This window comes from Bradyrhizobium sp. BR13661 (genome assembly GCF_029892425.1).
Taxonomy (GTDB): domain Bacteria; phylum Pseudomonadota; class Alphaproteobacteria; order Rhizobiales; family Xanthobacteraceae; genus Bradyrhizobium.
In genome coordinates, this window is record NZ_JARXWB010000048.1 from 20,784 (window position 1) to 47,734 (window position 26,951).

Here is a 26,951-nt window from a genome sequence, read left to right on the forward strand (position 1 = left end):
TCCGCAGCGGGGATCTGAGCCGAAAACAAGCAGCGCGTCTCAGATCGGCAGGTCCAATTGAGGTTCGCCCTCCGCCTCGGCCTGCAGCGATGAGAGCGATACGCCCAACAATCTGACCGACTTCGGAATCGGCATCTCGCATTCGAGCAGACCAAGGGTCAAGCGATTCAGGTCTTGGCGGCTGGAGATGGGGGATGCGACGGACCGGCTACGGGTGATGATCTGGAAGTCGGAAAACTTCACCTTCAACGTCACGGTGCGGCCGAAATTGCCGGTGCTTTCGCAGTGACCCCAGACCTTGTCGATCAAAGGCTCAAGCTCGGCGACCAAGGCCGCAAACCCGGTGAGGTCGCCGGAGAAGGTGTTTTCGGCACCGACAGACTTTCGGATGCGGTTAGCGCGAACCGGCCGTTCGTCAACGCCGCGAGAGACCCAGTAGTAGTAGGCGCCGGCCTTTCCAAAATGGGCGTTCATGAACCCACGGGTCTGATTGCGCATGTCCATGCCGGTAAAGATACCGAGCCTGTTCATCTTCGCATTGGTCGCCGGACCGATGCCGTGGAATTTCCCAACCGGGAGTTGTTCGACGAAGGCTGGTCCCATCTTAGGGGTGATCACGAATTGGCCGTTTGGCTTCCGGTGATCCGAGGCGAGCTTCGCCAGGAACTTATTATAGGAGATGCCGGCGGAGGCGGTCAGGCCGGTCTCGCGCAGGATCTTCGCCCTGATCGCGGTGGCGATATCGGTGGCGACGGGAATGTCCTGCATGTTCCGCTTTGCGGTCACCGATCGCATTGCTGAGCGGACGCCGAATGCTCGAGCTTCATAGCTCGCCGCGGCCACGACGCCGCGTTCCTTCGATCCACCAACGGCGACAGGCTTGCCGCGCAACCCCGGATTATCGCGCTGTTCGACGGACGCGTAGAAGGCATCCATGTCGATGTGGATGATCTTGCGACGGGGCGCTCCCGATGCGCCATGCTTCGGATCGGACTCGGGCATGCCTGGATTGTACAGAAACTTGTCAGGCAAGTCGCTGGTCAGGCCCAGTCAGTCGCCGGGTATTCGGGGCAGGTGTCAACGATGACGCGAGCACGTCCGCGACCGCAAGGGCCGCTGCTTCCGGCAAGATCCCTGGCGGCGAACATTCTCGGGCGATGGGGCACTATCGAGGCCGGCGCGGCGAGGGGGCCTTCGTGCTCGGCGCCGAGGACGCGTCGTTGGTCCTGCTCAGCGCCGGCATGCTTCTCGATGGCGTCTTCTACCTGTGCTGGCCGGCCTCCTACTGTTGAGGCTAAATCGGACTTCGCGCATGGCGTCTCCGCCGACCGGATCAGATCGAGCGTTTTGGCCCGTCGGTCCCGCCGATGGAGGGCGGAGTTCCTGCGGCATCTGCCGCAAGGGACGCGGGTACCGACCCTGCCGGAGCGGCCTGTCGAAGCGCTGGAGCGAACGATACGCCAGCCTTCTCGAACTCGCCGCGCTTACGACGGGCCGGTGCGCTGTCTGGCAGACGGGCATTTGCCAGCAACTGCGAGTGCGCTGTCGTCGAAAGCGTACTCTTTATACGATATCGAGCCGATCCGCGATCGTCCAGAGGACCGACACTCCTGCGCTGCGCCACCGATTAAGATCAGCATACGAGAAACGTGATCACTCCGATGATCGCGGCGGTTATCGAGTCGGTGCCTGGATTTGATTTACCGATCGGGAATTTTTGTGTGTCGTGGTAGTTTCTGAGTAGGGAAGTTCCCGTTCGGGAAATTTTACTCTCAGGAGACATTTTGATCTATTATTTTCCCGCTCGGGAAATCTAGTCTTGCTAAGACGCTCTTGGGGCATTAATATTCCCGCTCGGGAAATTGACATGACCATCACGACCACCTCAGAGCTCGGCGAGACGATCCGAAACCGGCGGACCTCCCTAGGTCTCCGGCAGCGGGACCTTGCCTTGGCAGCGAACGTCGGCGTCCGGTTCATCGTCGACGTCGAGAATGGCAAGGAGACAAGCCAAGTCGGTCTGGTCCTCCGCCTGCTGCAAGCGCTAGGCATCCGGCTGACGGCGGAAATGAGCCCAGCGCCGGCGGCTCGGTTGGCGAGCGAGGAATCTGAAACCTTCGACCCTGATTACTTCACGCCGTCATGACGAGCAAGCCCAAGGCCGGCAGCGCCGGCGAGACCCTGGAGGTCCGGTACGGCGACAAGCTCGTTGGGCTGCTGCGCCGGCGCTCGGACGAAATTCAGGACATCGAATTCGTCTACGACGAAGCGTGGGTGAAGGATCCTCGGGCGTTCGCCGTCTCGACTCGCATGCCACTCGCCCAGCGCGTTCACGAGCCGGACGTCGTGTACCGATGGTTTTTGAACCTACTGCCAGAAGGCCGGACGCTGAGGACCGTGGGCACCATCCTCAAGATTCCGGAGGCGAACGTGTTCGCGCTCCTTGAGGAGTTGGGAGAGGACCTTCCGGGTGCGCTCGAAGTCCGCCGGTCCGCCGACCAGCGACCGAACCGGACGCCGCGCTACAAGCGGCTCACCGAAGCGGAGCTCGCCGCCGCCATCCGGCGCCTTCCGGAGAGGCCGCTTCTCGTTGGCGAGGAGGGCATCCACATGTCTTTGGCCGGCGCGCAGGACAAGCTTCCTGTAGTCCTGTATCCGGACGGCGGCATCGGCCTCGCGCTCGACGGTGCGCCGACGACACATATCCTCAAGCCGGCCAACAAGCACTTCAGCAACGCCGTCGAGAACGAGGCCTTCTGCCTTCGCCTGGCGGCCAAGACGAAGCTGCCCGTCGCCGAATGTACGATCGGAAAGGCGGAGGATCTCGATTACCTGCTGGTGAAGCGCTACGATCGTGAGCCCCACGGGCGCAGCCTCCGCAGAATCCATCAGGAGGATTTCTGTCAGGCCGCTGGGCACATCCCGTCGACCAAATACGAATCCAATTCGACGAACAAGCTGCGTGGGCCGACCCTGAAAGATTGCTTTGATGTCCTGCGGAACACGCAGGCAGGCGCCTTCAACGTCGCCCGCTTCGTCGATTTTCTTGTCTTCAATGTTCTCTGTGGAAACGTCGACGCGCATTCGAAGAACTATTCGCTGCTGCTGCAGCCAAGCGGCGCCATCTCCATGGCGCCGCTCTATGACGTCATGAATGGCGACATCTATCCGGACGTGACGCGAAATCTGGCGATGAAGATCGCCGGCCAGAACCGCGGTCACTACATCTACGTCCGACATTGGGATCGGATGGCCCGGGAAAACCAGCTTTCCGGCGCGCAGGTAAGGCGCCGGGTCGCCGAATTGTCTCAGGCCGTCCTCGATGCGCTGCCGTCCGTCGTCGAAGAGTTGAACACGTTGAAGAAGTCGCCGGTCTACCAGCAAATCTCGGATTACGTCGCCGGGTATTGCCGTGACATGCTGCGGAATCTGAAAAGCGATCCTCGGGAGGAGCCCGAAGAGGACTCGGATCCCGAGGGCGCCATACGTCCGCCCGGGTTCTCTTGAGCATTTCTGCCGAACTGCTCCGGAGAGCATATTCGGCTGGTATGAAGTTTCCGGCCGACTCCGGGATCGAACGCGCGACAGCTGGGGTGCCGCCGCTGCCTGAAAGTCAGTGGGTTACCTTTGGTTCTGGTGTAGGGCAGGCCGCAGCTTGCCGCTTTTTGCGCCCATTGACAAGAAATCTCATTTTATCGGCCAAACCAAATCAGCAGCACACCTCCGAGAACAAGGAGAAAAGCGCCCTCGTGCCAACGAGTGAGACCAGAGCCGGCAAACCTTTCTCCCATTGTGTAGGTGGTCCGTAGCACGACCATTCCAAGCAGGCAGCTAAGAAGACTGGCCGCCCGCGCAGGTGTGTCTCCAGACCTGAGCATGGACAGGGCAAGGATGACCATTAAGCGAAAGGAAGCGAATGGCCCGTCGTCCCAACGTGGCCGTAGAACCTTGGGCGTTAAGCATTTTGCGTCACACATCAACTCGGACAGTGGAGGCACGTCATACAATAATGATCGTGTCGGGCAATCTTGCGGGAGATCAAAAGGATGGAAGGCTTCAGTTATCCCGCGGCGTGACGCATGTCGCCGCTCGGTGAAGCGTTCCCGCATGGAAAGTGAGGGCGGGACGTAGCGGGTCTTATCGTCAAGATTTGAGAGGACGCAGCCGTTGAACGAATAACGTGGGCCATGAAGGCGCAGTGCCTGATCGCTCTGCTGCGGTTCGCCGCGGGGGCTCAGCCGGACCTGCCTTCGCGGGTGCCGAGCCGGATCGGCGGCCGCAATGTTGAACCGTATCGTATCGTCCCGGCCGCCCACGCTGTCTGGCTGTTCGTATCGAAAATTATTCGCAGATGAGCAGCGGGCCAGACCCCTGGGGGCCGCTGCCGATCCTCCCAGGAGGCTAATCTAGTCGTCCGTTAAGAAGCCTGTTTGACGGGCCGGGTGGCCAGCTGCGGAGCGCCAAAGGGCGATCAGAATTGAGGCCAGCAGATCCCTCAGCCATGCGAGGACGCGGCGGAGGTTGTGGCCAACGGCAGTGAGAATGACGTTGATGGCGTCGCCGTCACGGCCCTTGAGATGGCAGCGGCCGAGATGGCCGTCGCTCTTCATGTGACCGATGATCGGCTCGATGGCGGAGCGGCGGCGGAGTTCACGTTCGATCGCGCCGAAGACACCGCGCTTCTGCCCGGAGATGAAGACGCGACGCGGGCGCTCCGTCGTGTGGCCGCGATATCCCTTGTCGACATAGGCGCGCTCGATGGCGCATCCGGTCAGCTTCTCGGTCGCCTCGATGATACTGCCGAGCGTATGGCCATCGTAGGGATTGCCGGGGAGAGATCGAGCGTGGAGCACGAACTGGCCGCCCGGGGCGCGGCCGTTGGTGGTGACGATCGACGCCTTGACGCCGAACTCGTAAGGCGCGGACGCCTTGCCCTTGCCGATGCATTCGACCTCGGGAGCGTGGAAGGAATAGAGCTTCCAGCCCCGCTGGCGCTGCTGCTGCGATCTGATCTGGCTCGCGCGGGCCAGCGGGGCCTCGAACACCGCTTCGAGCTCGGGGCGACCTTCGATCTTGCGGCGGATGTCACGGATGATGCGGCCGAGCCGGCTCTTCAGCAGGCGTAATTGCCGCTGATGGCGCTTGAACTGCTTGGCATGGGCATAGCGCGCAGCCATCATCGCAGCTCGCTCGGCGATACGTCGGTACGACTGCCGCAACTGCACGCCGTGTTTGCGGACCAGCCGGTTGAGCCCTTCGATAGCCGCATGCAGCAGCTTGGCATCGGTCGGAAACGTGATGGCCTTGGGCTGCACCGTGGTGTCCACCGTGACGCGCTTGAGGTCGCGCGGACGCAATGCGCCTGTGTCATGCGCCACACGCAGACTCTCCGCGAGCAGGAGCTCAAGCTTGTCACCCAGGCGCTTGCGCCAATGGCTCAGGTCCGAAAGTGATATGATTATTTTAAGCAGCGCTGACGACGTCGGGGGCACGAGTCCAGGAGAACCCAGCCATGAAAAATTTGGCGCTTATCATAACACTCATTGTCCTCGCGATGACCCCCCCGGCTTCGGCCCGAGGCTCAGTCAGCACGCGAAACGACTGGTCGACATTGTCCGCTGACAAGCTTCAGCATTTACCCGCACCAATCGGCTCTGCCATCCGCGCAGCTCAGAAGGCTTGCGGAGATGACGAACCCAGGGCTCGAACCGGATTTCTACGATATCTCCGAGCAGAGATTGGGCAGCAATTTGTGTCGCTCCACTTCGATCAATTCCATTGTGCGCAACCTTCTGCACTGTGCAGTTCTGCGGGGTGCATGCATCGTATCTTCTTGACCGATGAAAGGGGGCAGACCCGTGAGGTGTGGCAGGCCCAAACGCACGAAATCGATATGGATGACAAGGCGGGACGGGCTGCCGTCAACGTGAATTGTGGCGATTTCTGCGCCTCCAGGCTGTTATGGAACGGCAACGGCTTTTCGAGGTAGCCGTTCGATCTTTGCAAGGGCGAGCACGCCAGAACCGAGGCGCGGAATCCGCTCTGCACCTCACCTCTTGCAATCGCTAAGCCCCCGCGGTGGCGAGCTGGAATATCCGCACAAGCACCAAACCGCCGGCGACGAGGAGATAGCCGCGCAGGACGATCATCCACACCCGACTGAGCACGCTGAGTTGGGCCGGAGGCAGCTCACTAAGCGGCGGCATTCGCCAATTGTCGTACACGTCAACCTTTCGTTTGGCTCGCTTTGGCCAGGCGCGCGCGGCAGACGGGCGACGCGAAAGCTCGAATATTTTTGCGCCGATGGTCAGTAGGCCGCCAAGAATGCTTCCGCCAACCAGGATGCCCACGATCCATTGCTCGCCCATGTCCGGAAAAAGCACGGAAGCCGTAAGAATGGTCGACAGCAGCACCAGCACCGCGATAATGGCCCCGGTGAAGAGGTTCAGCATCCGCGAATTCGCCCAGGGGCCTAGGACCGCCGTATCGTTGCATAGCAGCAGCAGGAACACCGTCGCGCTCGGCAGCAACACGCCAGCCAGAGTCTGGACTGCGTTCGTCAACAGCCCGAGCGGCGTTCCCGGCGTCAGCACGAGGACAGCGGCCACGATGATCAGTGCGAAATAGACGCCATAAAAACCCTTCGCGTCCGACGGCCTGCGATGCAGTGAATGCTTCAAGGAAAATACGTCGCCGATTGCGTAAGCAGTGGACAACGAGACCGCGGCAGCGCCAACAATACTGGCGTCCAGTAGGGCGAGCGCAAATAGCACTGCTGGTAGACGACCGGCATATTTCTCCAAGCCGACCGCCGTACCCAACGCATCGGTATAATTGCCGAACTCAGGTCGTCCCGTGAAAATCGCCGCCGAGAAGCTGATCATCGCCACCGCGCCCAGGATAACGAGCGCGATGCCCAGGCAAAGATCCCAGCGCTCGTATTGGATGAAGCGCGGCGTGATCCGTTTGTCGATGAGATAGCTTTGCTGGAAGAACAGCTGCCAGGGCGCAACCGTAGTGCCGACGACGGCGATGATCAGCAGCATGACCTCGCTGAGATTGCCGTCCTTTGGCATTTTCGGAACCAGGAAGTCAGCCGCGATCTGCTCCACCGGCGGATGTACCATCAAGACGACTGGCACCAGCAGCAGGCTGCCGAAGACCAGGACGATTGCGAACCGCTCGAAACGGCGGAAGTTTCCAGTGCTGACAGCGAGCATTACGATCAGGGCAGATGCCAGCACGCCCCAGAACTGCGACAGGCCGAGATACCGCAAGGCCAGACTGATCCCGATGAATTCGGTGACGAGCGTCAGTGCGTTCAACAGGAACAAGTCTATCACGCTGAACGCACCCCAGAACTTGCCGAAGCGCTCAAAGATCAGCCGTGCATGACCGACCCCGGTCACCGCGCCAAGGCGCACCACCATCTCCTGGTTCACATAGAGCACCGGGATCAGCAGCATCAGCGTCCATAGCAGGGTCGTTCCGTAATTCTGCCCGGCCTGCGTGTAGGTGCCGAATGCGCCGGCATCGTTGTCGCCCACCATGACGATGAGGCCCGGTCCTAGGATCGCGATCAGCGTTCTCCATCGCGCCCAGAATCCCCTCCGCGGCCCATGATCATGGTGCCGGATGGTGCCGAGTGCGCCATGGATATCGCCGATATGGGCCTCGTCGAGCACGGCGGCCCGGCTGACCTCCTTGTGAGCAGGATTCATGATGTTCATTGTGCATCCCCTGAACTGGCGGGATCGATGTTCGACTAAACGGCGATCTGCTCGAGCGCAGCCACTTGCCCGCCGCCCGGAACGAGGCGCGGAGCGCTTAAATACGGCAGCTCGCCTTGATTGCCGGGTGGCTCGTCCGCAATGGCCGCGAACTCCCACCGGCACTCCAGGCGCCCTCCATCAGAGGTAAGCGACCAACGGCAGACCAGCGCCTCGCGCGGACGCTGGGCCTGCGGGCGACCAAAACCAAGCCGGTTGTCGTTGGTATAGATTGGGGAAAAACCAACCGCTGCGCTCCGCAGGCCGTTCGGCCGTTGCACGCCACGCCGGATTTTTGCGAATTTCTCGAACATCGCTCACCTCCACCCCGCGCTCGGCGACGGGATGGTGAGCATGGCGGGTCGCTAGGCGCGACCGGCAATCCTCACGCGGCCGCAGCCGACACGATCGATTCTGAATTTCTGCGGCATCACGGGCCCCGTAACGGGGCGGGTCATGCCAGAGATGCTACTGCCCATGGTTCTTTCAGGAGTCTCTCGACTCCGCTCGGATTGCCTTTGGTCCTCAATGCGGTCCAGAACGATCTGGTTCCAACCACAGATCGGCCCGTACGCCTGTTGTCGGACCCTGTCAAGCAATTTGGCTATCCCCCCTGGAGGATAGGCCGCATCCGCCATGGAGGATCGTTTGCGAGGCGACTGGACCGTCTGGACCGCTGCTCATCTGCGAACAATTGTCGATACGACTGCGACGAGCGGACAGGCAGTCGGCGGCCGGACGAAGCGATACGGTTCACATTGGGCCGATCTGGCTTTTGCACCCGCGCAGGCAGGTCCAACTCAGCTCGCGGCGAACCGCCAAAGGGCAGATCAGAAGAGCACCAAACCTTCATGCCTCACGTCGAGACCATCCGTTCACCGCGACATCCTCTCAAATCTGGACGACAAGGCCCGCCGCGCCCCGCGCTCACTTTCCATGCGGGAACGCCTCCGCCACCGGCCACATGCCGCTAAGCCGCGGGATAGCTGAAGCCTCCATCTGTTTGATCTCCCGCAAGAGAGCCAGACCCCATCATGATTGTATGGCTCCCGCTGTCCCGGCTGGTGGATACACCCATGCACTTGCTATCGAAGCCGACGAAGACGATTGATCGCCATGGTGCTGGTGTGGCGGCAAACGACGGCTGGCTCGCGGCAATAAGCCGCCTTGAGCCGAGCGAAGCCTGCACGAAGGTGGGTTCGACGCCGGAAGGACTCTCGGCTACTGAAGCTGCGACGCGGCTGAAGAAGCTTGGACCTAACCTGGTCGCCCGGGAACGCAAACCGACCATTCCCGAGGAGATTTGGAACCGCGCGCGCAACCCTTTGAACGCCTTGCTCTTGACGCTCGCGGTGGTCTCTTTTCTCTTGGGAGACGTTCGCGCTGCCGTCGTGATCGCTGCGATGGTCGTGCTGGCGATCACGACCGCCTTTATCCAGGAGCACCGGTCGAACGAGGCCGCAGCCCGGCTGCGCGCCATGGTTCACACGACCGCAAGTGTCAGGCGCGGACCTGTCCGAGCGGATGACCCCTTCACAGAGATTCCAATGGATCAACTCGTGCCGGGGGATGTGGTGCGGCTCTCAGCCGGGGATATGATCCCGGCGGATCTGCGCTTGCTCGAGGCCAGGGATCTGTTCGTCAATCAGGCCGTCCTGACCGGCGAATCCATGCCTGCGGAAAAACACGGCCAATCCAGCACGTCCGCGTGCGAGGACCCCTTCGACCTCCTGAACGTCTGCTTCATGGGCGCGAACGTTGTTTCCGGGTACGGCACCGGCGTGATCTTGCAGACCGGTCGGAACACCTTCTTCGGCCAGCTCGCCCACGAGATTGCTGGACGCCGCGTTCCGACCGCCTTCGACCAGGGCATCAACAGGTTCACCTGGCTGATGATCCGCTTCATTCTTGTGATGGTTCCTGCCGTTTTCCTGATCAACGGCCTGACCAAGCACGATTGGCTGGAGGCGTTGCTTTTCGCGGTGGCGGTGGCCGTCGGCCTCACGCCCGAAATGTTGCCGATGATCGTGACGGTTAATCTCGCCAAGGGCGCGATCGCAATGTCGCGCAAGAAAGTGATCGTCAAACGGCTGAATGCCATTCAGAATTTCGGGGCGATGGACGTCTTGTGCACCGACAAGACGGGCACGCTCACCCAGGATCGAATTATCCTCAAACGGCACATCGATATCGAGGGAAATGACTCAGACGAAGTGCTCCTGTACGCGTTCTTGAACAGCCATTTCCAATCCGGGTTGAAGAACCTGCTCGACAAGGCAGTGCTTGCACACGCTGAATTCGATGAACGATTGCGGGTTGACGGCGGCTATTCGAAAGTCGACGAAATCCCCTTTGACTTCACACGCCGGCGCCTCTCCGTGGTCGTCAGGCGCGACGGCACGAAGCATCTGCTCATTTGCAAGGGCGCCGTCGAAGAGATTTTCGCCGTTTGCTCAAAATACTGCCTGAACGGCGAGGTGGGCCGGCTCGACGGAACTCATTTCGTGGCAGCCAAAGAACAGACGAGCAGCCTCAATTCCGACGGATTTCGCGTCGTCGCGGTAGCCTACAAGGAAATGGAGCCGTCGAAGACGGTGTATTCGGTCGAGGACGAGGCGGACCTGACGCTTCTTGGATACATTGCCTTTCTGGATCCTCCGAAAGAGAGCGCAATGGAGGCGATCGCGGCGCTCGCGCGGAAAGGCGTGCAGGTCAAGGTACTCACGGGCGATAACGAGGTCATAACGCGCAAGATCTGCCACGAGGTTCAACTGGAGGCAGGTGAAATTGTGCTGGGCAGCCGGATCGGCCAGATGACCGATGCCGAACTGGCCGAGGTCGCCGACCGCACGACCGTTTTCGCCAAACTGAACCCCGAGCAGAAGGAAAGGGTAGTACGAGCCCTTCACGTCAAGGGACACGTGGTTGGATTCCTCGGCGATGGCATCAACGACAGTCCAGCCCTGAAAGTTGCTGACGTCGGCATCTCGGTGGATACCGCGGTCGACATCGCCAAAGAGTCAGCAGACATCATCCTGCTCGAAAAGAGCCTTCTCGTCCTTCAGGAAGGCGTAACGGAAGGTCGTAAGGTGTTCGCGAACATCACGAAATACATCAAGATGGGCGCGAGCTCGAACTTCGGGAACATGTTCAGCGTGCTCGGGGCAAGCATCTTCCTGCCGTTCCTGCCGATGGCGCCGATCCAGGTCCTGACGAACAATCTGCTTTACGATTTTTCACAGACGACGATACCGACCGATAATGTCGACGATGAGTATGTGGCTTCACCGCGAAAATGGGACATCGGCAACATATTCAAGTTCATGATCTTCATCGGACCGATCAGCTCGATATTCGATTACGCAACCTACGGCATGATGCTTTTTGTGTTCGATGCCTGGAATAACGCGCCGTTGTTTCAAACCGGCTGGTTTGTCGAATCGCTGCTGACGCAGACGCTGATCATTCACATTATCAGGACGGCCAAGATTCCTTTCATCGAGAGTCGCGCAAGTCCCGCGCTCATTACGACGACGATCATCATTTGTACGATCGGCATGACGTTGCCCTTCACTTGGGCTGGAGCTGCCCTGGGTTTCGTGCCCTTGCCGTGGACCTACTGGCCGCTGGTGACCGCCATGCTGCTGATGTATGCAGTCCTTACGCACTTCGTCAAAGTCTGGTTCACACGAAGGTGGGGCCTCTGACATACCCCTACTGTTCGAGTCGATGCGTGACGCAAAATGCTTAACACTCAGGGTTCTACTGCCACGTTGGGGCGACTGGCCTTTCGGTTGGCGGTCATACTTGCCCTGTCCATGCTCTGGTCTGGAGACGCACCTGCGCGAGCGGCGAGCCTGCTCAGCTGTTTGCTTGGAGTTGTCGTGCTGTGGATCGCCTACATCGAGAGAGAGAAGTTTGCCGGTTCTGGTCTTACCCGTTGGCACGAGGGCGCTTTTCTCCTTGCTCTCGGAGGTACGCTGCTGATTTGGTTTGGCCGCTAGGTCTCCCAGTCGGACGTTCTTACGCCACCCTGGGATAGCGCCATGGCCGGAAGGCCGCCATCGGAGGCTCATGCGGACGCGGCAACATTCGCCTTAGAGTGCGATCGCCAAAAACGATGTGACCCATGCCCATCGCGGCCGAATGAGCCTGCTGTCAACGGACATCAAAGCGGCGAGCTGCGGCCTGCCTTACAAATATTTCGAAATCAGCTTGAAATCTCTCAACGCAGCCTGTCCCTTCTGGCCGTGCGTCTTGAAGGACCGTTCGAGACTGTGGCTGATGTGGTCATGGATCATCGTCTTCTTGGCGCTTTCGATCGCGCTCTCGACCGCCTGCAGCTGCTGGGCAATCTCAGCACAAGGTCGATTGTTTTCGACCATTTCGATGATGCTCTCGAGATGACCATTGGCGCGTTTCAGTCGCCTGGCAATTGCAAGATGAGAATGGTCACGCATTGTTTTTTTCGCTCCTATCGTTGTAAGGGTATAACATTCATCCTCCCGCGGGGATAGGAGGGCACTTGACTCGCGATGAGGGGCGCGCATATGGGCGATCGGGCGATAAGGAACGTTCCATTGCGGCCGCCATCATTGCATACAGTGGTCCGTGGCAGTCTTCGCAATGGTAGCGCGTCCCTGATCTATCCGGCCCGGCCTGCGTGGTAGCTTGTCGCTATTGCGACGGCCATAGACGTGAGAATCGGCGCGCCGTAGAAAAGCGGGCCTTTAGCTCACGGTCCTGCCGCAGGAAGCGGAGGGGAGATGAGTGACCTTCAAGACGGTTGCACGATACAAGCCGGTTGGTTCCCAGCGCCGGCGCGCGGAGCTTACCGCCTAGGTCACGCTCCCTCGATCCGGCCTGGCCGTTGGCCTAAGCTGTGAGGCCCGAAGATGATCAACGCAGCCATTTTGGAGGCGCGACGCTGGGGAGCGATCGGTATGCTTCGCTTGGCCAGCCGAATACTCCGCTGCGCAATGATGCTTCATCGAACTCACCGGATTTCACACGGCGGTCTGCTGGCTATCTTATCGGGAACACGCGTGCTGGAGCGGCTTGGAGCTTGGTTGGCTCTCGGGCATCGGCGGAAGCGAGCAGAGCGAGGTCTTCGAAGTAACCACACCAATTGATCAAGCCTTCATCCGCCCCTCTGCACCGAGACCCGGATTGGGAGCTGGCATGGGATTCAAGCACCAATAGCGTCAGTGACTGGCGGGCTTGGCACAATTGAACAATGGTGCGAACCTGGGTCCGTGGAACTATCTAATATCGGCCGGGCCGCGGCAAGCGCGCGTTTGGGGATCGCGAACGCGGCCCCTACCGCAACCGAGCTCGCTCGTGGATCCAGTGGACCCGGGCATGCTTGATGCCGAAGACGCCGCACCGGTCGTCGCAGCGCTTTGGAAAGCTGGCTTGGTCTGAAACGATCCCGCAGCCTCGCCTTGCGATCCGGTCGCTGCCGTGACAGCCACGATCGACAGCAAGTAGCTGATGCGACGCATAGAGTTGCAATTCCTGCAGGCGGACTCGACAAAATCTTAATCCTGAATGCGGCGGAAGTACAGGATCCACCATCGGTTCGAGTTGACAGCGTCTCGCAACAGGCGAGGAACGCTCCTGGCCGATGATCCGGCCCGAGTCGTCGCTAACCGGCGCTCGGCAGCGCCAATCCGATCGCCGCACGTGCCCAACGGGATGCGCGATCTGCCAGAAGCCGAGGCGCGAGCTAAACCACCATTCGAGCATCCTCCGGGGAGGATCGGCTGCTTTTGCTTGACTTCGTTTCAGAGCGAGCCTAGGGGACGAGCGCGTTTCCCGCCGCAACGTCGTGCGGTAGCGAAGCGCGTCCCAACCCCTGATGAAAGAGCTATGGGCAGTACCGCCGCTGGCAACACCGCTCCACGCTACGCGATTGGATCGCAGTTGCCACCACATGTTGAAATCAGCCGCGACCGCGGCAGCCGTGGAGGCGTTGGCGGCCTGTAGATGACCGCGTTCGCTCACCCGGCCGTCCGGCGACGGGAAGGTGAGCGATGATCCCGAACCTCACAAAGTCTCGGTTGATTGTGCCCGGGCGCCAGCTGCCCGGCACCGCATTTCACAAAATCTTCTTTGAATTGTCGTATCCGAACCTCGGCAGGCACGCGCGGCCACCTTACGGCTCGCTGGCCATCCGACGGACAGGCCACGTCTCAACGGAAGACTCAACGCAACGCCCAATCCAAAAGCGGACGCCACGCTCGATCGACCTCGTAGCTGTGTTGCACCGACGTCACTTGCCGATGCCATCTCACTGTGGTGCGGGGGAGGCTTCTTGCAATGCCGGAACGGGTGAGGGTGAATCGCGTCGTCTCCGGCGGCTCGCGGTGGAGCCGCGCGTCCGCCTCTCCAAACTGTCGGTGCTGCCAAGAATTATGACAAGCGAGACCACAGCAGGGCCGGATAAGCGCGCCACCAGCGTTTGGCGTCGTACGCAGCTCGTCGTCGGCATCGGTCTTACTGCCGTGTTCAGCTTCGGAGGCCCAGTTCACGCAGCGGACCTCGCAGTGAGGGCACAGTCGCCCTACACGTCGACGGTCTACGACTGGACTGGCTGGTACATCGGTGCGCATGCGGGGGCGTTGCGCGGCTCTTCGAGTTGGACAGCGACGCCCCTCGGACCTGGCGGGCCGCCTGTGAGCGGATCGTTCGGCCTTCCTCTCAACTTCGATTTCATGGCCGGAACCGGTACCTACGTGCTCGGCCTGCAAGGCGGGTACAATTACGTTCTGCCATCGCGCGTGATGCTGGGCATCGAGGGTGACGTCAGTGTCCCGAACTCGGACGTCGTGGTGCCTTACTCGGTCAGGGGCGGCCAGACCGTCATTTCGCCTGCGATCGGTCAAGTCACCTACAGCGAGGCGGTTATTCACTACGGCAGTGTCCGGGGTCGCGTCGGCTATGCCTTCGATCACTTCCTCCTGTACGGCACAGGCGGCTTTGCCTGGACCTATGATCAGCTGACACGCAGCCAAGACGCCTCTCCCGTCACCGGCAGCTTCGTACCGGCAGGCACGCTGGAGACCAAACTGTTGTGGCGGCTCGGATGGGTCGCCGGGATCGGTGTGGAGATTCCGATCACCGGAAACTGGTCGGCCAAGGCGGAGTTTCTGGAAACCGGATTTGGTCGCAGGGGAGCGTTCTTCGCGGCCTCGATCGATGCGTTTCGATCTGATTTCGCCACGCAAAGCGTGCGAGTCGGGTTGAACTATAAGATCGGCGATACCAATCCGATATCAGCCCTGATTACCAAAACCCCGGAGGCGCTGGAGACGGATCGTTTCGCTTTCCATGCCCAATCGACCCTCCTCGAGCAGTACACCCCGCCGTTTCGTTCGCCCTATGTCGGCACCAACAGCCTCAATCCGAATCAGGGTCGTGAGACCTTTGACGCGACGCTTTATGCCGGCATGAAGCTCTGGGACGGCGCAGAAGCCTGGGTCAATCCGGAGATGGATCAGGGCTTTGGCTTGAGCAGTTCGGTAGGCGCAGCCGGATTCCCAAGCGGGGAGGCTTACAAGGTCGGCGCGAACTATCCTTACGTGCGTCTCCATCGCGCTTTCCTCCGCCAGACCATCGACCTCGGCGGCGACGTTCAGAAAATCGATTCCGGCTTCAACCAATTCGCCGGATCGACCACGTCCGATCGCCTGGTGATCACGCTCGGCAAGATCGGCATCCCCGACATCTTCGACACCAACAAGTATGCCCACGATCCGCGCAGCGATTTCATGAACTGGTCGATCGTCGATACCGGCACGTTCGACTATGCGGCCGACGCCTGGGGCTACGCGCTCGGCGGCACCATCGAGTGGTACACAGGCCCGTGGACCTTCCGCGGCGGCATCTTCGATCTGTCGATCGCGCCGAACACGACCTCGCTGGATTCCCGCTTCGGGCAATTCCAATGGATCGGCGAAATCGAGCGTCGCTATTCAATTCTAGGGCAGCCCGGCAAAATCGCCGTCACCGGCTTCCTGACGCGCGGCGGGATGGGGAGCTTTAACGATGCGATCCAGCTCGCGGCAGTGACGGGAGCACCTGCTGACATCACCGCGGTCCGCCACTACCAAAGCCGCGGCGGCATCAGCATGAACCTGGAGCAGCAGATCAACGAGAATGTCGGCTTCTTCGCCCGTGCGGGATGGGCGGACGGCCACAAGGAGGCCTACGAGTTCACCGATATCGACCGCAGCGTCGCAGCGGGATTCTCGATCTCAGGAAGGGTGTGGGGACGCAACGACGATGTCTGGGGAATTGCCGGGGTCGACAACGGCATCACCAACGTTCATCAGGCGTTTCTCAACGCCGGAGGTCTCGGTATTCTGGTCGGCGACGGCCAGCTTCCGCATGCGGGCGACGAAAGAATCTTGGAGACCTATTACAGCTTTCCTTGGTTTGCCTCGCGGATCACGCTTGATTATCAGCTGATCGTCAATCCCGCCTACAATCGGGACCGAGGGCCGGCTTCGCTACTTGGTGTACGCCTGCATACGCAATACTAGGCTTTGCCGAGAGGGAGCAGTTTGATGAGGCTACAGGATCTTCGTCTCGCAGTGCTGACGCGCGCGCCGCGCCCCAATGTCTGGGACTTGATCGCCTTGATCTTGGTGATCGGCGCCATGGTGCTGATTGTCTACGGCGGTAAGCAGACCACGTTGCCGCTATCGGCGCTCGACGTCTCGCCGGTCTCGCTCGACCCGGCTAACCTGCCGTTCTATGCGCTGCGCACCACGCTTCGGATGCTGCTCGCGATTGCCTGTTCGACCGTCTTCACCTTCATCTATGCGGCGGTCGCGGCGAAGAGCCGGCGGGCCGAAATGGTTCTGATCCCGCTGCTCGATATCCTCCAGTCGGTGCCGATCCTCGGCTTCCTCACCTTTACTGTCGTCTTTTTCCTCAACCTCTTTCCTGGACGGGTGCTGGGTGCCGAGCTCGCCTGCGTGTTCGCCATCTTCACGAGCCAGGCCTGGAACATGACTTTCAGCATGTACCAGTCGCTCCGGAACGTACCGAAGGATCTCGACGAGGCCTCCAAGAGCTTCCATTTGAGCGGCTGGCAACGCTTCTGGCGGCTCGACGTGCCCTTTGCCATGCCCGGCCTGATCTGGAACGCCATGATGTCGATGTCCGGCGGCTGGTTCTTCGTCGTTGCCTCGGAAGCAATCACGGTCGGCAACACCACCGTCACCTTGCCTGGCGTCGGCTCCTACGTAGCGCTGGCGATCGAAAAGCGCGACCTCGCCGCGATCGGCTACGCCATTTTCACCATGCTGCTGGTCATCATTGTCTATGACCAGCTCTTGTTCCGTCCCATCGTCGCCTGGGCGGACAAGTTCCGCTTCGAGCAGACCGCCTCTGGTGATGCGCCGACCTCCTGGATGCTCGACCTGTTCCGCCGCACCCGCGCATTGCGGGCGCTGACGCTGCCGTTTGCGGCGCTCAACCGCGCTTTTTCCAATCTGAGCGCCGAGTGGCCCCGGGCGCTGCGCCCCTCATCGAAGCCCGGTGCCCCACCATCGCGCCTCATCGACGCGCTGTGGTTCGCTATTATCGGCATTGCCACAGGCTACGCGGCCTACAAGGCCTATTATTATCTGTCGGCCAATCTGCAGCTGTCGGACGTGTATGAGGCGGTTTTGGGCGGGTTCGCCACCTTGCTTCGTGTGATCACGTTGATTGCGCTTGCCACGTTGATCTGGGTGCCGATCGGAGTCTGGATCGGGCTTCGTCCGAGGATTGCCGAGCGGGTGCAGCCGCTGGCGCAATTCCTCGCTGCATTTCCCGCTAACCTTGCATTCCCGGTCTTTGTCCTTTGGATCGTGCACTACGGCCTCAACTCCAACATCTGGCTGAGCCCGCTGATGATCCTGGGGACGCAATGGTACATCCTGTTCAATGTGATTGCTGGCGCCAGCGCCTTCCCGAGCGATCTGCGCGAAGCTGCTGCGAGCCTTCACCTCACCGGTTGGCGCTGGTGGATTAAGGTGATCCTGCCCGGCATATTTCCCTATTACGTCACCGGTGCCATCACCGCTTCCGGCGGCTCCTGGAATGCGTCCATCGTCGCAGAGGTCGCAAGCTGGGGCGACACTCACCTGTCAGCGACGGGCCTTGGGGCCTATATCGCGAAAGCAACCGAGGACGGCGATTTCCCGCGCGTCGTGCTCGGCATCGCCATCATGTGCATCATGGTCACTCTGTTCAATCGGCTGTTCTGGCGCCCCCTCTATGCGTTCGGCGAACGCCGGCTCCGCCTCGGCTAATGATTTCAAGGCTGATGGAAGACAAACCCATGCTTGATCAAAACAAGTCGCCAGCCACCCTGATCGATATCCGCAGCGTCAGTCGCTCCTTCCCGAAAGGATCCGGCGATGATCTCCTGGTGCTGGACAAGGTCGATCTGACCATCCGTTCCGGCGAGATCGTTGGTCTCCTCGGTCGCTCCGGCTCGGGCAAGTCGACGTTGCTCCGCATCATTGCTGGCCTGATTGCCCCCTCGTCGGGAGCCGCGACCTGCCGCGGCGATGCGATCCAAGGACCACCCAATGGGGTCGCCATGGTGTTCCAGTCCTTTGCGCTGTTTCCCTGGTTGACCGTTTTGCAGAATGTGGAGCTCGGCCTCGAAGCTCTCGGCATTGACGCGGCCGAGCGGCGCAAGCGCGCGATTGCGGCGATCGACCTGATCGGTCTGGACGGCTTCGAATCCGCCTACCCGAAGGAATTGTCAGGCGGCATGCGCCAGCGCGTGGGTTTTGCACGGGCGCTGGTCGTGCATCCGGACCTGCTGCTGATGGATGAACCGTTCTCGGCGCTTGACGTGCTTACCGCAGAGACGCTGCGCACCGACCTAATCGATCTCTGGATCGAGGGTCGATTGCCGATCAAGTCGATCCTGATGGTGACACACAATATTGAGGAGGCCGTATTGATGTGCGACCGCGTCCTGGTGTTTTCGTCAAATCCCGGACGGGTGGCCGCTGAATTCAAGATCGACCTCGCCCATCCGCGCAATCGCCTCGATCCGACATTCAGACAGCTCGTCGACAATCTCTATGCACGCATGACGCAACGCGCCGAGCCAAAGACTCCAGCGTCTGGAGGCATTCCTGGCACGGGCGTAGGGATGGTCATCCACCACGTCTCGTCCAACGTGCTCTCCGGTCTGATCGAGACGCTGGCGGCGGCGCCCTATAGTGGGCACGCTGACCTTCCCGTGCTGGCAAGCAACCTGCAATTGGAAACCGACGAGATCCTGCATCTCGGCGAGTCCCTGCAATTGCTGCGATTTGCCCAGTTGAGCGAGGGCGACCTGATGTTGACAGAGGCCGGCCAGCGCTTCGCGCACCTGGAAACCGACGCGCGCAAGAAACTCTTTGCCGAGCACCTCCTTGCCTATGTGCCCGTTATGGGCCTGATCAGGCGTGTGCTCGATGAGCGGCCTTCGCATACGGCCCCCACCGCGCGCTTTCGCAACGAGCTCGAGGATTACATGTCGGAAGACGATGCCGACGATACGCTCAGGGCCATCGTGTCGTGGGGACGCTATGCCGAATTGTTTGCATATGACGAACAGTCGGAAACGTTCAGCCTGGAAAACCCGGGCTAGCCAGTCCACTGGCTCTACCAGGGCTGAGACTTATTAAACCGACCATACCAAAGCTGCGGCGAGGCAGAGAGAAGCCAGGTAGTTTGGCGCGGGCCTATCCTAGCCCGTCTTCGCGGATTCGCGCTGGCAAATCGTGATTTTGCGATTTTTTAGGCGGGTTAAGTAGTTGATCCACAAAGGGCTGGATGTTCGGATTCGGCCGAAATCGGCTGTAGTGAAGACCTACCCGATTCCCAAGGCCATGACGGTGCGCGTAGGATTCGCCATCATGTTCCTGCGCCGCACCGAGCGAAAGAAGAATGGCAAGACGCACACCTACTGGAGCGTCGTCGAGAACAAGCGTCTCGATGGTGGACGGGTGGTGCAGCGGCATGTGCTGTATCTCGGCGAGATCAACTCCTCACAGGCGGCGAGCTGGCGCAAGGCGATCGAGGTGTTCGACGAGGACACCGGCCGCGCGCAGACGCTGTCGCTGTTCGCGGAGGATCGCTGCGAAGCCGTGGCTGGCGATGCGTCGATCATCCAACTGCGTCTGTCGCAGATGCGGCTCCACCGCCCGCGGCAATGGGGCGCCTGCTGGTTGGCGGGACAGCTGTGGCAGGAGCTTCAGCTCGACCAGTTCTGGGCCGAGCGGCTGCCGCCGAGCCGGAAGAAGACGCGCTGGGATCAGATCCTGCAGGTGCTCGCCACCTACCGCCTGATCGCGCCGGGCAGCGAATGGCGGCTGCATCGGCAATGGTTCGGCGACAGCGCGATGGCGGATCTGCTGGGCGCTGACTTCGGTCTTGTGGAGGAGCACAAGCTCTACGCCTGTCACGATCTGCTGCTGGCGCACAAGGACGCGCTGTTCAGTCACCTGGTCGGACGCTGGCGTGATCTGTTCAATGCCGACTTCGACGTCCTGCTGTACGACCTGACCAGTACCTACTTCGATGTCAATGCCGCGGACCTGCCGGAGGACGGCAAACGCCGTCACGGCTACAGCCGCGACAAGCGGCCGGACTGTCCGCAGGTCGTGATCGCGCTGGTGGTGACCCCTGACGGCCTGCCGCTGGCTTACGAGGTATTGCCCGGCAACACTGCCGACAGCAGGACGTTGCGGATGTTCCTTTCCAAGATCGAGCAGCAATACGGCAAGGCACGCCGGGTCTGGGTGATGGATCGCGGCGTGCCGACCGAGGCCGTGCTGGCGGAGATGCGGGGCAGCGATCCGCCGGTGCAATATCTGGTGGGAACGCCAAAGGGCCGCCTCAACCGTCTGGAGAAGCATCTCGTCGACAGGCCCTGGCAGGACGCGCGCGAGGGCGTCAAGGTGAAGCTGCTGGCCGAGGACGGCGAGCTGTACGTGTTCGCGCAGAGCCATGACCGCGTGACCAAGGAGCGCGCCATGCGCCAGCGGCAGTTGAAGTGGCTGTGGAAGCGGCTGCGGCAGATCGCCGTCATGGAGCTGACGCGCGAGGAGCTCCTGATGAAGCTCGGCGCCGCGCGCTCACATGCGCCGGCGGCCTGGCGGCTGGTCGACATCGAGGTCGACAAGCAACACCCGCGCTTCAGCTTCACGCTCAATCGCAGCAAGCTGCGCAGGACGCGCCGGCGCGAAGGCCGTTATCTGCTGCGCACCAATCTTGCCGACAATGATCCAGCGAAGCTCTGGCAATATTACGTTCAGCTCGTTGCCGTTGAAGAAGCCTTCCGTAATCTCAAGGGCGACCTGGCGATCCGCCCGGTCTTCCACCAGGACGAGGCGCGGATCGAGGCCCACATCTTCATCGCCTTCCTGGCTTACTGCATGCAGGTCACGCTAACCCGGCGTCTCCACGCCCTGGCGCCGGGGCTCACGGCACGCAGCGTTCTCGATAAATTTGCCGCCATGCAGATGATCGATGTCCATCTGCCCACGACCGACGCACGCGAGATCGTTCTCACCCGCTACACCCATCCCGAGCCCGAACTGCAGCTTCTGATCGACCGCCTCAAGCTCAGCCTGCCGCCACAACCGCCGCCGAGGATCGCCGCCAGCGCCATCAACAAGACAAGCCGCCGTAGTGAAGACCTTTTGAGCTAAGCCATTGAAATAGCTTAGAGCGACATCTCAAAAACATGCGAATCCGCGAAGACGGGCTAGCGGGTCGCGATGCGCCGGAAGTCCTCCACCTGTGGAGGCACTCTCGATGTGCTAGCAAGGCCCATAAGGGCGCTTCGAGAAGCTGTATGGGTCGCCTGCAATTGCTGCGGCGTCAGATTTTGACCACTCGACTAGAGCAGCCGCAAGCGCGTAACTAAACCTGCTAAGCCCCCGCCTATGGCGGGGCGAAAACAGGAAGTTCGACAGCTGCGGGAATGAAGTCATGAAGTCTCCTTGGGGAACCGCCAAGAACCCTCAAGGAGACCATGATGGAAGCAGAGTACAATCATCTTAATCACGCGACTTGGGAGTGCAAGTACCACGTCGTGTTTACGCCGAAGTACCGCAAGAAGCTGCTGTTTGGAAAGATCAAGCGCCACTTGGGCCAAGTGTTTCACGACCTGGCGCGACGCAAGGAAGGAGTGCCGGATCGAGGAGGGCCACTTGATGCCCGATCATGTTCACATGCTGATATCGATACCTCCGAAATATTCGGTGGCGCAGATCATCGGATATCTGAAGGGGAAGAGTTCAATATGGATCGTGCAGAATGTCGAGCGCAAGATGCGAAATTTCCTGGGCCACAAATTCTGGGCTCGCGGATATTTCGTCACGACGGTAGGTCGGGATGAAGAAATGATCCGGGCTTATATCAGAAATCAAGAATTGGCCGATCAGCAACTGGATCAGCTTGAGCTGAAGATCTCAGCTGCCCCAAAATCCAATCGATCGTCCTAACATCCCTTAAAACCGCCTTTGGCGGTTCCCCACCAAACCTCCAGCTCTGCTGGAGGTTATTGGCTCTGTGCTCTCCACCGGGCTGCGGCGCCCGACTTCGAGACGTTTCCCGGCATGCTTTGGTCCCGTTCTCCTTTCGGAGTCTCAGTCGTTTCCGACACCGGTAAGCCGGGCAAGTAAGAGCCATAACCAGCAGGCTCCATTCTTTCGAACACTCCCTTCTTCTCCACGCCTCAACGGCGCACGCCATCCGGCTTCGATCCCTCGCGCGAAGAGTGCGGAGCTCCTCGCCGGGGGTACTCGGGAAAGGGGCCCGCCGTCTTGAAGTAAGCGGGCGTCGCTATCACTGCCCCGTTCCCGGGTACCCTCTTAACCGGTCTCGTCGCTGCACTCGGTCCCGCGTGCCGCCTTCGGCGTCGCTACGCTCACGCTCCTGCGGGTGCCATTTTACGTTGAGGCGATGCGCCGTTGGCGCACGCCTGATCGGCCGCTCCGGAGTACGTCAGGTCGCATTACTGATATGAGTCATCACGATGACAGTTTGTCGGGAGTGATCGCGCGAGCCATTTCCGTACCGGGCTCCAGCGCTGCGTGCGCCATGAAGCGCAGAGCTGTTCGGTCGTCAAAGTTCAGCGGTGGCATCGTTTCCTCACGCGGTGGGCTCCACCGAGTGCGGGTTGAATGGGTGACGGTTGCTACAAAAGAGGCGAGTGCCGCCGCCCTTAAGGTGCAGCAGAAGAGCGCCTGCATTTTGCGGTTATCCGAGGCCGGAGCGATCTACCCTGAGAGGGACGCGAGTGGGTACGGCAAACGAAGCGTGCCCACAAGGGCTATAGCACGTTGGCATCGAGCCAATCGTGCTTGATCCCGCCTGTTAGAACCATGCAGCGAGCTCCGTCATCTTCCCGGCTTGGGAAGGGCCTTGGCCCTGCCACACCTCGTCGAGCTATGGGGCGCGAGCGGAACGTAATGATTACTCGGAGGCGCCAGTATGAGCGGCAGCAGGGATGCTATGCTCTCGTAACGGCAGGCCGCTAAGCGTGCTGGATTTCTGTTTGAAAACTCGGCTTTCTGTTTGGGAAAGCCAGGAGCTGGCAAGAGGAGATAATCGAGGATGTTCCGGCAGGGCAGGTCCGGCCTAAGCGCAACAATCCAGTCTCCTGCGAGGTATCGTCGACGATTGACTCGCCACATCAGTCCGCCGCCAGGAATGCGCGTGCAGCGTGCGATATAGATCGAGACCGTAATGGCGCCGTTGATGGTGAGGAGTTCTGCTGCTTCGTCGAAGACCGCAGATCCACCGCCTCGCTCGACAAGTCTGATCAGGTCGGTCGCCGCTTCCTTGATTTTGGCTGCGAGAAACACGCCACGATCGACGTATCTGAAATTGGTCCGGGGCCGGTAGTTGATTAGTTTGTAGGCATTCCCGAGGCTCCCGAAGCGCAGCGCGTAGGTGGAATTGTCCGGCAGGTGATCCGACTCGTCGATAAGCGTTGCGCTGAGACGACCCTTTTCGCGCAACAGGGATTCCAGGCGCGCGAGCATTTCGCGGTTGGAAAGCCATATTCTGCGCTGCTTTCGGTGCCGCTGCGCTCTGTCGAAAATCTCCGGATCGATTATCGGATCGAAAGCACAGGGCGCCTTGATCCACTGGCTGGGGGAGTTGTTTCGCAACTTGCTTGCCAGCCGGCACGTCTTCCGATTGTAAACGTTCACTCCCGTGTAATTCTCGTTATTGAGGACATAGCGGACTGACTGATGGGTCCAGGGGTATCCTCTCCGGTTCAGAATGCCCTCCTGGTTTAGCTCGCGGGCAATCAGAGACTCCGATTTTCCTTCGACAAACTGGTGGAACATTTCACGGACCACCGCGAGTTCGCTCTCGGGGCCGGGCTGAAGAATGACGCGGTCGGATTGCGTGTACTTGCGTTGACCAGGCTCGAGCCTGCCCTTTGATTGTCCATTCTGATCGAGCAGCAGCCGACGGAGGCCATAACTTGCCGTGCCTCCTTGACGGAAGCCTTTCTCGATAAGGCGACATTGAGCCGCAAAGACCTTCGTCGACAGCTCGCGGCTGTACTCCGCCGCCATCGCTCGTTTGAGGCTCTTCATGACATTGGAGAGCAGGCTACCGTCGTTTGAGAATTCCTCGGCACAGTATTCGACCCGGACGCCGGCCTCCTTGCAGATGAACTCGTAATGCGCGCTTTCGTCGCTGTTCTGGAAACGGCCCCAGCGGCTTATGTCATAGACAAGGATGCAGTCAAAATCGGCCTTGCCGAGCATGACGTCACCCAGCAGCGACTTCAGCGCCGGCCGACGATCCAGCAAAAGCCCGCTTTTGCCGTCGTCCTTGTAGGTCCGCAGGATCGCGATGTTCTTGCGAGCCGCGTAGGCCGCGATCGCGTCTATCTGGTTTGCGGTCGAATAAATCTGCCGGTCAGTGGACATCCGAACGTATGCGACGGCACGCAGCGGCTCTGCCGCTTCGAGAGCTTCGATCGACATGGCGAGTACCCGCGAGTTGACTGGGCCACCCCAGGCTCGTGATACGGGAGCATTGTGGCTAACGCGTGCAAAGCCAACCGAGAAGTCAGAAGTCATTACTCAGTTTTACCTACGCGATGGTGGCGGGCGTCTCCCTGACGGGACCGGGCTATGGGCATGCGCTGAAACCTCGGCTTGGCCGGCTTTTCACGCTGCGGACTTCCATCCCTGACGAAGTTGCTGCTGCGGCCGAATTCGCCGGCGCCACCGATCGATGCTGCGGCAAGAGAGGAAGAGCGGAGCGGTGTTGGCCATGACGGGTTGAGGGCCGGAGGAGAGTCTTCCGGCGCCCGTCATGGAGATTGCTCCCATGAATATACAGGTTCTTGATGCTGGCTGCGATGCAAGCGGCGGCTACGGGGTGGATGTGACGCGCGGCAAGCGGGTCGGCCGGGTATCCTCGGAATGGTTCTCCCGTCCGGCGGATGAGCGTTATCTGTCGCTTGATGAGCTGGCTCGCACGGTGCGTGCTCGCGCCGAGCGCAGCTGGACGCGCGTGGTTGAAAGCGCGCTCATCCACGTGGAGGCAAGCCGTGCGGATCCTGAGCGCTTGACGCTGATGCTGCCCGGCTCGGACACGCCAGTCGCGCCGACCCACTGGAGCTTCGGCCAGCTTGCAAGCCAAGTCGGCGCTCCCGCCGCTTACTTGCGACAACTCCCCGCCGCACTCGCAGGCATCAACCTGCAATATGGCCTGACCGCCAATCGCGCCGAACAAATCAAGACGCTCGAGACTGATGATGGACGCGTTGAGCTTCGTGCAGTCACCAGCCTGGACTACGGTCGGATCTTTGACCATGAACTGGTCGAGGCCGTGCAGCGCATCGCCGGCAATGGCACAGGTGATACACGCTGGAAGGTGCCCGGGGTGCTCGACTGGTCAACCGGGACCTACAATCCCCGTGTTGACATTTCCAAAGATACGACGACCCTTTATGCATCGGACAGAGATGTTTTCCTTTTCCTGGTCGATGACCTGAATCCGATCGAAGCCGGCCGTCTGCCGGACGGCTCGCCCGATCTTTATTTCCGCGGTTTCTATTGCTGGAATTCGGAGGTCGGGGCAAAGACGCTTGGCATGGCGAGCTTCTATCTCCGCGCAGTCTGCCAAAATCGGAACCTGTGGGGCGTGGAAGATTTCGAGGAGATCATCATTCGCCATTCCAAATACGCAGCGTCCCGCTTTGCTCACGAAGCGGCCCCAGCGCTGCTGAACTTCGCCAATTCGTCGCCCATGCCCTTCGTCAACGGCATCAAGGCCGCGCGCGAGCGGATCGTGGCACATAGTGATGAGGATCGCACCGAGTTTCTACGTCGCCGCGGCTTCTCCAAAGCCGAGACAGCCAAGGTTATAGAAGCGGTGCTGGCGGAGGAGCGCCGCCCGCCTGAAAGCATCTTCGATTTCGTGCAGGGCATCACCGCCGTCGCGCGCGACAAGCTGCATCAGGATGCTCGCCTCGATATGGAGGCAAAGGCGAAGAAGCTGTTGGATCGCGCCGCCTGACCCCGACCAGGCCAGGACGATCTTTCGTGCCTGGGCTTCTTTCTTTATGCTTCCGGTTTGTCTCTACTTGGCGCTGCCCTCTTAGAGCAAGAGGGCGGCGCTTCGCTCCTTGAATGGGTCGGAGGTCGAGAGAAGGTCTCGGCCGCCCGTTCTCGGAGAAACTGACATGGCAAAGGCCGTTCAGAAGATTATGCTGTCGCCCTCGCGCGACATTCCGTTCAACAAGCTGGTTCTGAGTCAGTCCAATGTGCGCCGCGTAAAGGCTGGTGTCTCGATCGAGCAGCTCGCCGAAAGCATTGCGCAGCGCACGCTGCTGCAAAGCCTGAACGTTCGGGCCGTTGTCGATGACGAAGGCAACGAGACCGGCATGTTCGAAGTGCCGGCCGGCGGCAGGCGTTATCGCGCCCTCGAGCTTCTTGTGAAGCAGAAGCGCATGTCCAGGACGCAGGCTGTTCCCTGCGTGGTGCGAGAGGGCGGTATCGCAGAGGATGACTCGCTTGCGGAGAATGACGAGCGGGTAGGTCTGTTAGGTTCTGTATCGCAACTGTCCTCTTAGAGTCGTAGGTCCGTCATGGGAATCGACGACATTAACGGGGCATTTCGAGGAAGGCACACAGA

The 26,951-nt window shown here is 60.5% G+C and carries 14 protein-coding genes and 3 pseudogenes; 11 read left to right on the top strand and 6 right to left on the bottom strand.

Annotated features, from left to right (window positions below; genetic code table 11):
- Window positions 1–39: 39 nt before the first annotated feature.
- On the bottom strand, window positions 40–1,002 hold the full coding sequence (locus M2427_RS39760) for a DNA polymerase IV (RefSeq protein ID WP_041750406.1): 963 nt from the start codon (window positions 1,000–1,002) through the stop codon (window positions 40–42).
- A gap of 155 nt (window positions 1,003–1,157) precedes the next feature.
- On the opposite strand from M2427_RS39760, the gene M2427_RS39765 reads away from it, so the two are divergent.
- The 3 genes from M2427_RS39765 (at window position 1,158) to M2427_RS39775 (ending at window position 3,507) form a co-directional block, all read left to right on the top strand.
- The gene (locus M2427_RS39765; RefSeq protein ID WP_256374692.1) at window positions 1,158–1,292 is read left to right on the top strand and encodes a hypothetical protein; all 135 of its coding nucleotides are present in this window, start codon (window positions 1,158–1,160) and stop codon (window positions 1,290–1,292) included.
- A 575-nt stretch (window positions 1,293–1,867) separates the two neighbouring features.
- Window positions 1,868–2,146 (top strand): helix-turn-helix transcriptional regulator, encoded by a 279-nt coding sequence (locus tag M2427_RS39770; RefSeq protein ID WP_063719753.1) that lies wholly within the window; start codon window positions 1,868–1,870, stop codon window positions 2,144–2,146.
- A complete protein-coding gene (locus tag M2427_RS39775; RefSeq protein WP_012041709.1) occupies window positions 2,143–3,507 on the top strand; it encodes a type II toxin-antitoxin system HipA family toxin in 1,365 nt (454 codons plus the stop codon). Before M2427_RS39770 ends, M2427_RS39775 begins: the two co-directional genes overlap by 4 nt.
- A gap of 899 nt (window positions 3,508–4,406) precedes the next feature.
- Here the strand turns inward: M2427_RS39775 and M2427_RS39780 are convergent.
- The 3 genes and pseudogenes from M2427_RS39780 to M2427_RS39790 form a co-directional block, all read right to left on the bottom strand.
- Window positions 4,407–5,447 (bottom strand): annotated as a pseudogene (locus M2427_RS39780) (IS5 family transposase); the annotation flags it as partial.
- Window positions 5,448–6,065: 618 nt separating this feature from the next.
- On the bottom strand, window positions 6,066–7,730 hold the full coding sequence (locus M2427_RS39785; RefSeq protein ID WP_012041712.1) for an NRAMP family divalent metal transporter: 1,665 nt from the start codon (window positions 7,728–7,730) through the stop codon (window positions 6,066–6,068).
- A gap of 35 nt (window positions 7,731–7,765) precedes the next feature.
- Window positions 7,766–8,083, bottom strand: coding sequence for a hypothetical protein (locus tag M2427_RS39790; RefSeq protein ID WP_012041713.1), 318 nt, complete (start codon window positions 8,081–8,083; stop codon window positions 7,766–7,768).
- A 720-nt stretch (window positions 8,084–8,803) separates the two neighbouring features.
- On the opposite strand from M2427_RS39790, the gene mgtA reads away from it, so the two are divergent.
- Window positions 8,804–11,476: a magnesium-translocating P-type ATPase gene (gene mgtA / locus M2427_RS39795; RefSeq protein ID WP_012041714.1), complete on the top strand. Its 2,673-nt coding sequence runs from the start codon at window positions 8,804–8,806 to the stop codon at window positions 11,474–11,476.
- 486 nt (window positions 11,477–11,962) lie between these two features.
- Here mgtA and M2427_RS39800 read toward each other — a convergent pair whose 3' ends face one another.
- Window positions 11,963–12,229, bottom strand: a complete 267-nt coding sequence (locus M2427_RS39800; protein WP_041750409.1) for a metal-sensing transcriptional repressor — start codon at window positions 12,227–12,229, stop codon at window positions 11,963–11,965.
- Window positions 12,230–14,317: 2,088 nt separating this feature from the next.
- Between M2427_RS39800 and M2427_RS39805 the strand changes: the two genes are divergently transcribed.
- The 5 genes and pseudogenes from M2427_RS39805 (at window position 14,318) to tnpA (ending at window position 22,282) form a co-directional block, all read left to right on the top strand.
- Complete coding sequence (locus tag M2427_RS39805) at window positions 14,318–16,315, top strand: carbohydrate porin (RefSeq protein ID WP_012041717.1); 1,998 nt, start codon at window positions 14,318–14,320, stop codon at window positions 16,313–16,315.
- A gap of 24 nt (window positions 16,316–16,339) precedes the next feature.
- The gene (locus M2427_RS39810) at window positions 16,340–18,076 is read left to right on the top strand and encodes an ABC transporter permease subunit (RefSeq protein ID WP_041750410.1); all 1,737 of its coding nucleotides are present in this window, start codon (window positions 16,340–16,342) and stop codon (window positions 18,074–18,076) included.
- 29 nt (window positions 18,077–18,105) lie between these two features.
- Window positions 18,106–19,419, top strand: coding sequence for a nitrate/sulfonate/bicarbonate ABC transporter ATP-binding protein (locus M2427_RS39815; protein ID WP_250173506.1), 1,314 nt, complete (start codon window positions 18,106–18,108; stop codon window positions 19,417–19,419).
- A gap of 241 nt (window positions 19,420–19,660) precedes the next feature.
- Window positions 19,661–21,484: an IS1634 family transposase gene (locus tag M2427_RS39820; protein ID WP_211400811.1), complete on the top strand. Its 1,824-nt coding sequence runs from the start codon at window positions 19,661–19,663 to the stop codon at window positions 21,482–21,484.
- Window positions 21,485–21,813: 329 nt separating this feature from the next.
- Window positions 21,814–22,282, top strand: a pseudogene (tnpA, locus tag M2427_RS39825) (IS200/IS605 family transposase).
- A gap of 897 nt (window positions 22,283–23,179) precedes the next feature.
- On the opposite strand, the gene M2427_RS39830 reads toward tnpA, so the two are convergent.
- Window positions 23,180–24,790, bottom strand: a complete 1,611-nt coding sequence (locus M2427_RS39830; protein ID WP_049795318.1) for a recombinase family protein — start codon at window positions 24,788–24,790, stop codon at window positions 23,180–23,182.
- A gap of 349 nt (window positions 24,791–25,139) precedes the next feature.
- On the opposite strand from M2427_RS39830, the gene M2427_RS39835 reads away from it, so the two are divergent.
- Window positions 25,140–26,333, top strand: coding sequence for a hypothetical protein (locus tag M2427_RS39835; RefSeq protein WP_041750413.1), 1,194 nt, complete (start codon window positions 25,140–25,142; stop codon window positions 26,331–26,333).
- Between the two features lie 166 nt (window positions 26,334–26,499).
- Window positions 26,500–26,856: pseudogene (locus M2427_RS39840) on the top strand (ParB/Srx family N-terminal domain-containing protein); the annotation flags it as partial.
- Window positions 26,857–26,951: the final 95 nt, after the last annotated feature.